This window comes from Pantoea sp. BR_17 (assembly GCF_041955125.1).
In the GTDB taxonomy this organism is placed as follows: Bacteria; Pseudomonadota; Gammaproteobacteria; order Enterobacterales; family Enterobacteriaceae; genus Pantoea; species Pantoea stewartii.
Window position 1 is genome coordinate 1 of record NZ_JAVAXT010000001.1, and the last position, 13,634, is coordinate 13,634.

Annotated in this window: 7 protein-coding genes; 3 read left to right on the forward strand and 4 right to left on the reverse strand. The window is 49.4% G+C overall.

Annotation, left to right across the window (positions count from 1 at the left end):
• Window positions 1-193 precede the first annotated feature (193 nt).
• The 3 genes from RAC60_RS00005 (at window position 194) to RAC60_RS00015 (ending at window position 8,709) form a co-directional block, all read left to right on the forward strand.
• Entirely contained in the window at window positions 194-3,886 is a 3,693-nt protein-coding gene (locus RAC60_RS00005) for a glycosyltransferase (protein ID WP_058701502.1), read from the forward strand.
• Window positions 3,887-4,016: 130 nt separating this feature from the next.
• The gene (locus RAC60_RS00010) at window positions 4,017-7,490 is read left to right on the forward strand and encodes a glycosyl transferase family 2 (protein ID WP_375092410.1); all 3,474 of its coding nucleotides are present in this window, start codon (window positions 4,017-4,019) and stop codon (window positions 7,488-7,490) included.
• A 76-nt stretch (window positions 7,491-7,566) separates the two neighbouring features.
• Window positions 7,567-8,709, forward strand: coding sequence for a DegT/DnrJ/EryC1/StrS aminotransferase family protein (locus RAC60_RS00015; RefSeq protein WP_039342620.1), 1,143 nt, complete (start codon window positions 7,567-7,569; stop codon window positions 8,707-8,709).
• A gap of 244 nt (window positions 8,710-8,953) precedes the next feature.
• Here RAC60_RS00015 and RAC60_RS00020 read toward each other — a convergent pair whose 3' ends face one another.
• The 4 genes from RAC60_RS00020 to RAC60_RS00035 form a co-directional block, all read right to left on the reverse strand.
• Window positions 8,954-10,060: an FkbM family methyltransferase gene (locus tag RAC60_RS00020; RefSeq protein WP_039342619.1), complete on the reverse strand. Its 1,107-nt coding sequence runs from the start codon at window positions 10,058-10,060 to the stop codon at window positions 8,954-8,956.
• Window positions 10,061-10,093: 33 nt separating this feature from the next.
• The gene (locus tag RAC60_RS00025) at window positions 10,094-11,203 is read right to left on the reverse strand and encodes a Gfo/Idh/MocA family protein (protein WP_033742051.1); all 1,110 of its coding nucleotides are present in this window, start codon (window positions 11,201-11,203) and stop codon (window positions 10,094-10,096) included.
• 9 nt (window positions 11,204-11,212) lie between these two features.
• On the reverse strand, window positions 11,213-12,379 hold the full coding sequence (locus RAC60_RS00030) for an acetyl-CoA carboxylase biotin carboxylase subunit family protein (RefSeq protein ID WP_058701500.1): 1,167 nt from the start codon (window positions 12,377-12,379) through the stop codon (window positions 11,213-11,215).
• 403 nt (window positions 12,380-12,782) lie between these two features.
• Window positions 12,783-13,625 carry a WcbI family polysaccharide biosynthesis putative acetyltransferase gene (locus RAC60_RS00035; RefSeq protein WP_033742047.1) on the reverse strand — a complete coding sequence of 281 codons (843 nt, stop codon included), beginning with the start codon at window positions 13,623-13,625 and terminating at the stop codon, window positions 12,783-12,785.
• Window positions 13,626-13,634: the final 9 nt, after the last annotated feature.

The following is a 13,634-nucleotide window of genomic DNA, read 5'->3' on the forward strand; positions in this document are numbered from 1 at the left end:
GCGTTAATCGCCGCACAGCCCGTCAGATTAAAAACGCTCTCAGAAATGAGGGCGTTTTTTCTTAATCGGTCTAATTAGCCCGCTTTGCTATAGCTTTTCCCGCCCTAAATTAATACCCAAAAATTTACAATAGTCTGAAACAGGTAAGGTACTTACGTGCAGGATAGTGCTATGCACAACCAGAGGATGTCAGATGAACAGGCTTTTAATAAGCATTGACCGAGTTGAGCAGTTTTCTCTTCACGTGAATGAGGCGCTCGATATCATTGATGTTTTTTTACCCTGGGGATGGCAGGTGGATATTGTCACCAGTACCTATGGTAAAACGCTGTCGTTTGAACTGGAAAAGTACAAATCCAACCCGGCTTTCCGCATTATCAGTGATAAGCAAGGCACGCTCGCTGATGCTTATAGCCTCATCTGGGTCTATAAGGGTTTTATTGCACAAAAATTGTTACCCGTGCTGGAAACGTTAACAGGCACGGCCCCGGTTATTTTCCGCCACTTTTATGATTATCATGACATTTATATGCCGTGGGGCGCTGAGCTGGAAAATCAGCTCGCCTCCCTGTCATTGAGTTTGTCGCCTGTGGTATCAGAACGTTTGCTGCAAAACGGACTGCTATCCAGTCAGATCGCTGTTTTGCCGTTTACCGTTCCTTCCGCATTCAGTTGCTATCCATCTCGTAATGCCCGCACTGCGCTCAAACGCATACTTTATTACGCCCCGGATATTTCCGCCGAAATGTATGAGCTGCAACAGCAACTGAAAAGTCAGTCCATTACGCTGGAATGGTTCGACTGTAGCCAGCCTGTGAGTCGGATTGAGCCTGAGTGGCTGGATAACTACGATATGGTCATGGGTGGCGATGAAATTGTGGCCAAGGCATTAATACTGGGTATTCCGGTATTTTTAGCGTCTACAACCGGCGTGGAAGGTTATCTGAACGCGCATAACCTTCAGGAGTTTGAACAATCGCATTTTACCGTGGTGAATCTGCAGTTTTGCCCGGAGACGGAGGAGTGGATCGCCGCACTCAAACGGGGTTTCAGTGAAGCCGTGGCATGGACCCGGGCGAACCAGGGCCGCTTTGGCGATAAATGGACGATGCCTGCTGCGCTCCAGACTATTCTCAGCCAGCTCCCTGCGCCCAAACGCTGGTCCATGGATGACAGGGCGCAACATGCGTTACGCTTCCACAGACAGTCCGTCCTGTCCTGGGCCGATAAAAATTACTCCATTGAACAGTGGCTGAAAGACAGGTCAATTACCGAAGCCCGACGCGCAGCGTTACAGTCATTTATTCAGTCTGTGCCCGAAAGTGGCGATATCGGCATTGTTATTATTGATGAAAACGGCGATGCCGCAGCCTGTGAACGTTCCCTTGCCGCCGTCAGGCAGCAAACATTGCCGCCCGCGACGGTCATGTTACTGAGCGATGTCGATATTGCGTTAAATGAGGGGACGATAACCGCCTGTGCCTCAGGCTGGGTCGCTGAACTTAACGAGGTCGTTTATCACGAAACCGGGCCAGCCGCGCTGCTGCTGGTGATGGCAGGGGATGAGCTTTTGCCTGACGCGTTGCTGTTGCTGGCAGAGCAGCGTTTGCGACGCCCGGAAACGGCTGTGTGGTATGTCGATGAAACCTTTAATGATGATATGAATGAGCCGGGAGCGATTCTTCGTCCCGATCCCAATATCGATCTGTTAAGAAGTACGCCTTACGTAGGCCGCACGTTACTGTTTGACCGCCGGAAAGTGCAGGCGGCGGGGAAGGGCGAGGATGCCGTCAATCCTCTGATCATGTATGAATGGCTGTGGCGTTGCATTGAAAATCAGGGACCGGGCGCGCTTGGACATGTGTCAGATGTCGTAGTCAGAGGCCAAAAAGAGAACGGGCGCTGGCATGAAGCGCAGTCCTGTGAAGCCGGCTATCGGCGCGTTGTCGAGGCGCATTTACAGCGTTTAGGGATAAAAGTATCACTTGATGCCGGCGTGAATCCCGGTTTTGCACGGGTGCGCTATCAGTGGGACACGCAGCCTCTCATTTCCATTATCGTCCCCACGCGTGACCATGCCGCCTTACTCCGTGCCTGCATCGATACGTTGATGGAGAAAACGCGTTATCCCTATTATGAATTACTGATCGTCGACAATCAGTCCGTGGATGCGCAGGCCTGTACCTTTCTCAACGATCTCGACAAACTCAATATCGAACAGATTAAGGTACTGCGTTACGACGCGCCGTTTAATTTCGCCGCCATGCATAATCGCGCGGCAGAGCAGGCGAAGGGCGATGTCCTGTTGTTCCTGGATAACGACTGCCAGATTACGCAACCTGACTGGCTGGATGCGCTGCTGGAGCATGCACTGCGGCCAGAGGTCGCATTAGTCGGGGCGCGCCTTGAATACCACGATGGCCGGGTTCAGCACGGCGGTTATCTGCTGGGTGTACAGAACGGCGTTGACAGTCCGTGGGAGGGGATGCAGGAACATGCCAGAGGTTTCCAGAGCTATCTGCAAACGGAGCACAATCTTGCTGCAGTGAGTGGGTCCTGCATGATGGTCCGCAAAGACGTGTTCTTCAGTCTGGGTGGCTTTGCTGAGAACGATTTCCCGCTTTACTTCGCGGATGTCGATTTGGGGTTACGTGCGCAGCAACAAGGTTACTTAAACGTCTGGACGCCGTGGTCGCGTGTTCGCCATATGGGCGGTGCAACGCGGTTGATGCCAGAAAAGTTCAACGTACAGGAAAGGCCGTTTCAGCATGACTATAGTCGGCTTCGCCAGAAGTGGCGCGCCACGCTGTTAAAGGATCCCAGTAACCATCCGCTGATGCAGCGGGCAGGTAAACCGTTTACGCTGGGTGCAGGGACGGCGCGTTTTCAGCAGCCGCTGCCGGGCAGGCCACTGCCTGTCGTGCTCGCACACCATGTCGACTGGCAGGGATGTGGCAATCACCGCATCCTGCAACCGTTCAAGGCCATGGAAAGTCAGTTGCTGCTTGAGGGCGGACTCACTCAGCAAATTCCCGGCGTAATGGAAGTCGCACTTTTACAGCCTGATATTATTGTGCTGGAGTCGCTGAGTGGCGGCCGTTTCCCGTCGGTCATGGCGCAATATCGCGACGTCTGCGATGCCAAAATTGTGGTTGAGTACGACGACTACCTGCTCAACGTACCGGTAAAAAATGGCAACCGTAACCAGTTCCCTAAACAGATTGTCAAAAATCTTCGCAAAGTAATGGAGTGCGCGGACTGGGTGGTTGTGTCAACCGCACCGTTAGCGGATGCCTACAGCCGTTTCCATCATGACATCCGCATTGCACAGAACCGTCTCGCAGAAGGTCAGTGGGGCCATTTGACCAGCCAGCGCGGCGTGGGGCGTAAAGTGCGTATCGGCTGGGCGGGCGGCAGTACACATGCCGGTGACCTGCAAATTTTGCTGCCGCTTATCAAGGAGCTGGAAGACAAGGTTGAATGGGTTTTCATGGGAATGAAACCACGGGGCGTGCACTGTGAGTTCCACACTGGCGTGCCGTTTGATATGTACCCCGAAAAGCTGGCCAGCCTGAACCTGGATCTGGCGCTGGTGCCGCTCGAAGTCAACCAGTTCAATGAATGCAAAAGTAATTTGCGGTTACTGGAGATCGGCACCTGTGGCGTGCCGATCATTGCCACCAGTATCGAACCCTATCGTTGTGGCCTGCCCGTCACGCTCGTTGAAAACCGCTTTAAAGACTGGATGAGCGCTATACGCGCGCACCTTGCGGATATGGATGCCACTCGTCGTCTGGGCGATCAACTTCGCGCGGCGGTCCATCAGGACTGGTACCTGAGGGAGCAGGGATTAAACGAATGGCAGAGAGGTTGGCTTTCTGCCTGAGACAGTGGCGGCGCGTCGTCCTGATGATGACGCCGTCGTTACATGACCGGACATAACGTCTCCATAGAGACACACAACGTTCAGGCAACGCCAGCTTTTCATTGTCGCGCCTGTAGAAAAAGAGGCTGTTATGCGTGGGTTCACCTTTCCTTACTTACTTCTGGCACCGGATTACATCGAATCTTCATCCGGCGTTCAGGTTATCCATCAGCTCTGTCACATGATTAATGAACAGGGCGGTAAAGCCTGGATGGTTAATTGCCGCGTGAATCCAGAATGGAATACGCCGGTGATAAACAGTGAAGACTGGAAAGTTATTCAAAACAGCGGGCAACCCTGGATTGCCATTTACCCTGAAATCGTATCGGGTAATCCTCTTTCCGCGCCCGTATGTGTTCGCTATATGCTGAACCGGGAAGGCGTGATCATGAATAACCGGATCCATGAAGGACCGGATGATTTATTTTTCTGGTACCGCAATGAGTTTGCTGAAAAAGCCGTTGACCCACAAATATTGGGAATCGAATCCTTTGATCTGCAATTATTTTGTGACGACAACCCGCAGAAAGACCTGAATATCCTCTACCTGAATCGTGTGCCTGAGTCGGTCGTTGATTTCAGCCAGCTACCCGCGGATACCAAAATCTTGTCCATGGCAAACCCATTGACGCTGAAAGAACTTGCCGTTGTGCTCAAGCGTACGCGCGTATTTTATTCGTATGAGTCCTCGGGCACCTGCGCAATGGCGATTTTATGCGGAAGTCCTGTAGTTGCGTTAACCGCACCGGGTTATGAAAAGTATGCCATTACGCAGGAAACCGTGCGTGACAACGGTGGCGCTGGATTTTGCTGGGAAAACACCCAGGAAGCTATTGATACCGAGCGCCAGAATTTATGGAAGATGCGAGACTATTTTCTGGTCCGACGCGCGAGAAGTCAGCAACAGTTTGAAAACTTCGTTACGTTGACACAAGAAAAGGCCGAACAACGTGCCGCGCAGGATAAGCGACACGCTTTGAATGACTGGCTGTATAAGCGGCAACTTCCGGCTCCTGCTGAAGAGGTGCAGAGTCCTTCATCACTGCCACTCCTCAGAATGCTGATTGCCGTCCAGCCAGGCAGCGAAGCGGACAGGACCTCGACGCTGAATGCCTTATTGCCTCAGTTAGATCAGGTAACAGGATGCGCCGTTTTACTGGCGACGCCGCAGGAAACGTGCCACGTTTCTGACGATCGTGTCTTTCAGATTCGGTCTGATGTGTGGCTGAATGAAATGAATTGTCATCTGGATCAGAACGTTTACGACTGGATATACGTCGTTCCTGCCGGGTGTCAGTTTACAGCGGAAAGTTTACGACTCCTTGCTGAGGCCTTGCACAGCAGAACGGGATGCGCCTTTGTTTACGCGGATGAAGGCCTCTCTGACAAGGAAGGGAAAATTCATCCTCATTTTAAGCCTGCATTTTGCCCGGACCTTTTTCTGAGTCAGCCTTCACTCTACCTTAAGCGCGGGATCTTCGCGCGAAACGCCTTGATGGCTATCGGCGGGTTTAATGCTGATTTATCCGCGTGCTATGAGCTGGATGCGATTACGCGACTGTTAGCTACGCGCGATAGCAACGTGTTTGGTCATGTTTCAGAGGTCTTTACCGTGACGCCTCTGAAAAGCTGTGTGGCACAGGATCTGCAGCAGGAACATGCTGTGTTGCAATCTTATCTTCAGCAGCAGGGCTTCAGCCAGGGTGTAGTGGAGCACCAGCCGGGTAAGCCGTGGCGGTTAAGATACAGCACGGAGCCGGTTATTTCGCTCAGCATCATACTTGTCGCTGGCACAGATATCCATCAACTGCAGTGTTGCATCACTACGTTATTTGAACAAACCCATCAACCGGTATGCCAGTTGATTGTTATTGTGACGCCGGCGACCTCTGAGGCCATCACGGCCTGGCTGACGACAAATTTGTCAACAGCGTCGGTTAACATCAACATCCTGAAAAGTCATGGCAGCCAAACCCAGGAAGCGGCGATTAATGAGGCAGTAGGGCAGGCAGAAGGCGAGTTTCTGCTGTTGTTGGATCCCCGTGTTTTATTTGTCAGCCGCGGCTGGCTGGAGGCGCTGGCATGTCATGCCCTGCGGCATGATGTTGTCTGCGTCGCGCCTCATATTATCAACCTGGACAGTCAGATCTTATGTGCCGGAGAAATTCTTGGGGTCAGGGGCCTGGCCTTCCCTGTTGGTTATGCCGAAAGATGGGGCAATGCAGGCTACCTGTCACGCTATCAAAGCGACTGTAGTTATTCGACGTTGGCCACAGACTGTCTGTTAATCAGAAAAGACAGATGGCTGGAGGTCGGTGGATTTGATACGGCTTATACACAACCTCTGCTGGCCAGACTGGACCTGAATCTGCGACTGGTTCAGCAGGGCGGTCGGGCAATATGCACACCTTACAGCGTTGTAGCAAAACAGGAAGCCGTGACGGACTTTCCGCCAGAATATGCGTTGTCGCCTTCACAGGAACTTGACCGTTTCTATCACGCCTGGCTCCCTGTTCTGGCAGATGATCCGGCTTATAATAAAAATTTAAGCCTGAACAGAACCCTTTTTACCGCAGACAGCACGTTAGTCACGGGCTGGAACCCGCTCAAACCTGGCGAAACACGTACCGTCATTTTTATCGCGCAGGATCAGAATAATACTGGCGTGCAGCGATTTACCACCGCGCTGGACAGGCTGATGAATGCCGGTGGCGTCAAAAGCGTGCTTCTTGAACAGATACCCTCCGCGCCAGAATTATTGCGGCATCATCCTGACGAGCTCGTTATCAGCGGCGAACTGACGGATCTCGCCTGCCAGACAATCAGGCAACTCAAAAACGCCATAACCTGTCGTGTTCATTATCTTATTCAGGACGATCCGAATGCGCGGAAATATAAAAAATTAATTGAAGATAATGTTATCGATAACTGGCTAACGTACAGCGATGCACTGGCCAATTGGCTCAAAAAGCGCCATAAACCTGTCGTTATTCTTCCCAATGTTTTAGTACAACCCTGTCAGGATAGAGTTAAGCAGAAAAAAGACAAATGCCGTGTCGTGTGTTTCACATACGATCTCAGGAAGAAAGATTATGAATTACTGACTCCAGCGATAACGGCAAGTGCGGAAAAGCTTGACTGGATTGTCATTGGACATTGTCCGCCGGAATGGCTGCCTTATATCAGGGAAACGTACCGTTTTCAGACTGAGGCCCGCCTGGTCGCGCAGTTGCTGCATTGTGACGCCGATATCGCCGTGCTTCCGCGCTGCAACAATGATGAAAACCGTTACAAAGATAACAACGTACTCATGCAGTTAGCAGTAATGGGGATACCGGCGATGTATAGCGATCATCCTACATTCGGTGAGTCCGTTCCCGGCTGGAGAGTAAAACATAACCCGAACGCCTGGAAAGAGGCTATCGCAACGCTTTGTACTGATACGTCGCTGAGTGACACGCTCAGTCAGCAATTGAAAGAAAAAGCGTATAACGAGGTAAACCAGGACGCGCTTATGACACTTTTCGGCCGGATACAGGCGTTATCTGAAGCCACTCAGGCATAAATGACGTGCAGAGACAGCGCGCCAGATAAAAGCCCTGTACGCATTCAACAATTATTTAAGGTCAGGAAGTTATCCGATGAAGATAAACAAACCCTCATCAAATGTGCTGGTGACAAGTCCTCTTCTGCCGCCCCTGGAAGAGTTCCTGCCTTATTTAGAACGTATCTGGGACAGTAAACAGCTCACAAATGGTGGTCCGTATCACCAGGAGCTGGAACGGGCCCTTGCCGATTATCTCGGTGTCGAGCACCTCAGTTTGTTCGCGAACGGTACCCTGGCGCTGGTGACTGCGCTTCAGGCGCTCAGAATCACGGGGGAGGTGATTACCACTCCCTATTCTTTCGTCGCGACATCCCATTCCTTATTATGGAACGGCATAAAACCCATATTCGTCGATATTGATCCTGTTACCTGCAATATCGATCCTGAAAAAATCGAATCCGCCATTACGCCTACCACCAGTGCAATTTTACCCGTTCACTGCTATGGCATTCCCTGCGATGTCGACCGCATTCAACGTATTGCCGACAATTACGGTCTGAAAGTCATCTACGATGCCGCGCACTGTTTTGGTGTTAAACAAAAAAACGTCAGTATCCTGAATCACGGCGATCTTTCTGTTTTAAGCTTCCATGCGACAAAGGTATTTAACACGTTTGAAGGCGGCGCCATTATCTGCCCGAATGAAAAAATCAAACGACGTATTGATTATTTAAAGAATTTTGGCTTTGCCGATGAAACCACGGTGGTTGCGCCGGGTATCAATGGCAAAATGAATGAAGTTCAGGCGGCATTTGGATTACTCCAGCTGAAGCATGTGGATTCAGCGCTGGCTAAGCGTAAAGTCATCTACGAAAAATATCAGCAGGCATTAGGGCATATACACGGACTTACGCTACTACCGCTCGTTGATGAAACCGACTGGAACTATGCGTATTGCCCGGTCTTTGTTCACGCGGGATTATTCCCGATGACGCGTGATGAACTGTATCATCACTTCAAAAGCCAAAATATTTATGTCAGACGGTATTTTTATCCGCTCATCTCCGATTTCCCGATGTACAAAGGCTATGAATCATCGGCTCCTTCAAATTTGCCGGTGGCCAGTCAAATTTCTCAGCAGGTGTTGTGTTTACCGGTGCATCCAAACCTGGCGGAAGCGGATCAGGATGAGATTATTAACATTATTATGCGCGCCAGCAATGTGAATGCTGCGTAAGGCTTCAATCCGGATCTTTACAAGCCCGTCAGGCAAAAGGGAACATGCGTTTGCCTGACGCTGCACATCTCACATGCTTTCCATCTGCACGATCTTGCTTTCTTAATCGTTTCTCATCTCAAAAAATCGTTGCTGACAGCGGTATATCGAAAAAGAAACGGGAAGGGCACAGACGACGGATACAGGTAATGAGAACAACTCTGCCCGGCTGATACGCGAGAGCCGGGCTGATGCAAAGAAAAAATCAGGCAGGAATCGCGTACAACACCAGTTCAAAAGCATGAACAGGATGATGGGCGCGGAGATAAAATCGATACCCGGGCATAATGCTTTTGATATAAGCAGGAATCTTTATAAGATCATCCGGTTTGTGATAAGCGCTGATTGCCAACAGTGGGTAACAGCGTTGAATACTGTTTTTCGCCCCCTCCAGCGCAGAAAGCTCAGCGCCTTCAATATCCATTTTGATAAACGTCACCTTACTGTCCGCAATAACGCTATCGAGTGTGGTTAATGCGATACTGTTAGTCGTGACCTTTTCAGTAATTTTTGAATCCAACGCTTTTCCTGAGTCGAAATACAGCGTTGTCTCTTCACTCCATACGCCTGCCTGGTGGCATTCACAATACGCTTTATCCGCTGTAGCGGCACACAGCAACGGATAATTGACGTCGTCAGGTTCGAAGGCAAAGATTTTTTTCGGCGAAGGGAGTCCGCGGGTGGCCAGTGCGGCTTCGAAAGCATTCACGCTGTCACCATTATAAGCACCACAGTCAACAAAAACCTCGGACTTACTCAACGCGACAATGTCGGTTGGGAAGTAATGGTTCTCATCATACACTGTTTTAATATAGTCAGGGCGTGCGCTAATACGCTGATTCATGAATGCGATAAACGTCTCGCGAGATTTATCATCACCAAGACTTTCATATAAGGAATGCAGGGCGTCAGCATGGGTCTGACAAAAATCATAGGAAATAATATCTTCGGTGTTTACGCCCGTAAAAGAGGGGTCATAGACCAGCACTTCAGATTGAACGTCTGATAATGAATTTAAAAACGCCTGCTCCACATACTGTAGTGCAATAATAAAATTATATTTTTTATTGGTGTTGAGCAAACTTTCCAGAGGGACAACAGTCAGTTCGTTTAACGTTTGACCAGGAGAAAAATACATTTCATTGACCGCTACATAATCGATATGCAAGTGATTACGCGCCATATATTCACGGGTCTTGGTAGCCAGACAGCCTGCGCCAATGAGGACTACCGGATTACCGTTTTGGTACATTTTCTCCAGCGTAACGAGAAAATGGTTATTTTTCTCGACTATTTCACTAAGAAAACTCATGAGGAACTCCGTTATATTTTATCTTTTTATTGTTTAAAGGGTACATTTTTGCTGACTTGTTGCACTTTTCGCGGCACTTTCAAGAAAGTGAAGCCCGCGAGCCGCAACGTCTGAACCCATCACGTAATCGTTAGGTTCCCCTCTCAATGCAGAGGCAATGTCAGCATAATAATTGGCAAATGCTTCAATAAAGCCAGCAGGGTGACCCGCTTTAAAACGGCAGTAACGTGCATCAGCAGCAACAATGTTGTCATTGGCTGTGCGATCAATAACAGAACGACTGCCTTGCAAACCGCTGACATACAGGAATTCAGGATCCATCTGGAGCCATTCTGCGCTGCCCTGACTTCCCATGACGCGAATCCGCAGGCCATTTCGGTATCCCAGAGCGGCTTTGCCATACCAGTAATTACACGTCATACCGCTTTGATAACGCGATAAGATATGTACGGTGTCGATAACGCCGGGAATTTTGGCGTACGTATCATTGATCGCATAAATATCGACGGCGTGATCCCCGGTGATAAATTCAATAAGCTGGTGAACATGAACGCCAAGATCGAGCGAAACGGTTGGAATGACGGCATCCTGCTGCCGCCATCTCTGCGGTTTTGGCACATCGCCATGCTGATTATGGCGTGCAAAACCTTCCTGAGGCATTTCAACCATGACCTGCTGAATGGCCCCGAAATCGCCGCGCTGTACGCGCTTTTGCAGTTCGCGCACCATGGGATAGCCACTGTAATTGTAAGTGACAAACAATTTTGCCTGATGTTGGTGCTCGCTGTTCATGATGTGCAAAGCGCTTTGATGGCTTTCAACCATCGCCTTTTCGCAAATTACAGCCAGACCGTTTTCGAAACAGGCGGTGATAATTTCATGATGGTCAGGGGTGGGTGTTAACACCGCAACTGCATCAAGATGATGGCGCTCCTGCAAAATAAACGCCTGAATACTCTCGTAAATACGTTCAGGATGAATATTCCAGCTCTCACCCGTGTGACGATTCTGCTCAGGATTGCGGCTAAAACAGCCCGCCACAAGCGTAAAATCCCCGTCGAGCTGTGAGGCAATTTTATGGGTAAGACCAATAGCCGAATTCGCGCCACCGCCAATAAAACCAAGTTGTAGTCGTTTTTTCATATCGGTTTCCTAGTACTTACCAAGCGTAAAAAAATTTTTTAACTGTGGTGTGAAGCGGGCCAGTTCATCACGTTGGTGGAATTCAGCAAAAATAAGCGCGGCGCGATCGTGAGGCGCGCGCTGGATTCTCTCGCCTGTTTTCTTAAGTGGCAGAAAAGAAAGGATATTGGCCGGTAATGCTGCGAAGCTGACGGAGGTAAAGGTTTGTTCCTGATCAACAGACACAGTATGGCGAGCGATTAATCTGACATGTTCGGGACGCCGATTGGCTGGCGTAAAAGGTGTGCCGGTAAAGGCATGGGTGAACCAGAGTGAATAAGGCGTGTCTGTAGAATATTCAATGAGTTGATTATACAGGTCACCCGGGCATCGGCGTGTCATTTCTATCAGAGAAAAGCTTTTACCATCCGAGATAAACTGAGTGTGCAGTAAACCATCACAAAGCCCGAGCTCATCAACGAGTGCCTGTATACAGTCGCTGACCTGGTCTTTTATCGACGCAGGAAGATTGAGGCTGAGGCTACTACTGTTTACCTGCCAGGGATAAACGGTACAAAATTCATCAACAAAATATTCGACCGCCACTTTTCCATTCACGATAAAAGCGGAGTGGCTGTGTAAATCACCGGCTATCCAGCGCTCTATAAGTGCCTGGCCACAGGATGATGCCGCACAGGCGTCTCGCCAGGCGGCGGAGATGTGTTCGCGCTCAGCCACCAGTGAAATCCCTAATCCGCTGTAGGAATCGACAGGTTTTATCATCAACGGTAACGGAAGTTGCGCCGCCTCTTCAGGACAGCTCACGGCCACAGGGACTGGATAACCCTTATTCTGTGCCCACTGGCGGAAGACGTCTTTTTTAAAAATAATTTCTGCTACATCAGGGCGATCAAAACCGCGTAAGCCCATTGCCTCAGCGACACTGGCACCCGTAAGGTAAGACACATCGGTAACACCAGGCAGAAGTGATGTAATATTGAGTGATTTCGCCAGGGTCAGTACGTCCTGTACATTGGCATAATTCAGGCAAAAAGAGTGGGCCGCGAGTTGATGACCCGGATCCTGCGGTTTGCCGCTGCATACGGCTGTTTCATAACCGGAATGCTTAAGTGCCATCAAAAGAGGCATGGCAGCAAAACCGGCATCCAGCATAAGTGCTTTTTTATTACTGCTCATTATGATTTGCCTGAGGTGGTGCAGCTAACACATTGTTTAGCTGGCAAAGTTTTTTCCTGGTATGGATGGGGTGCCAGGCGCGCTTTTATAGCAGATTGTAATCCCGGCAGGCCGAACTGATGCCGTAAATAAAGCCCTTTTTAGTGTGTATTTAACGCAAACGGGGACAGGCAGGCTCGTCAGGAACCGCGCTTCTTTCTGGCGGCAATGTGAATGTTTTATGCAGAGTCATAATGACCGGAATGGCAGAGACAGGCAGACGCCACAAAGCGATATAACGCTGTATTAATACAGTAAAGCAACATCGCAGTATTGATTGCATTGCCGCCGTGACTGAATGGTACTGTTTTGTGTGCTGACAAGCCTGATCGATAAGATGCATCTTCAGGCTTACAGCAAAGGCTCAGAGGTTTTGATAGCCGGATTTCAGGCTACGATAATAAGTGGAACGCAGTAAGGCTTCTGAGAGTTGTTCACGCGGTTGTGAAGAAAAGAAGTGATAGTTAATTTTACAGGCCAGAGAAAGCCCTGTTTCGCGCATCATGAAATAATGCTGTTCGCCACTGCCTACCTCTGGAGCAATATAGTTTTTAAGCAAATCGTTGCCGCCAAGATCGAAGTTCTTATTCTCTTTAAATAAATCAAAAAAGATTGCACTAAAGAAAATGCTTAAATGTTTGTTATTGGGGTGGCTTACCGTGCTGTAGCAATGTTTATCTTTTAACAGGGCGTCCCGATAAAAGTCTGAATAATCAAACGCCACCTTACCTTCTTTGAACAACCGCTGGTAGCGATTAGCGTCGTCCATGATCATGTTATGCTGCCTGGCCTCGTCGTAACTGACATTGTGGTACGCAGCAACGGCATCCGCACAGGCATGTGCGGTCAAATAGAGATGCAAAAAACGGTAATCAACATACACCATTAAATCGGGCACGGCAGCAGAATAATACCCTAGCTGCGGTGCTGATACGCTTGATTCCATTGTGGGTAATATGCGGATATCGAAATACTCGGTCAGTTTCGCGGTTGACAGCAAACCCCAGCGTTCAGAATGATACTGCATATAAATATGATCGCAGCTTTCAAGTTCGTGCATCAGATTGATAATGTCTCGCTGAGCATCAAGTTTATACAGAGGTGTATTAACAACGTGTGTTATTGCGCCACGATGAAGCTCAGAATAATTACTTAATAACTGACCAACGACTTCGAGCTGACAGTTACCAATCGTTGCTACTTTCATTACATTATC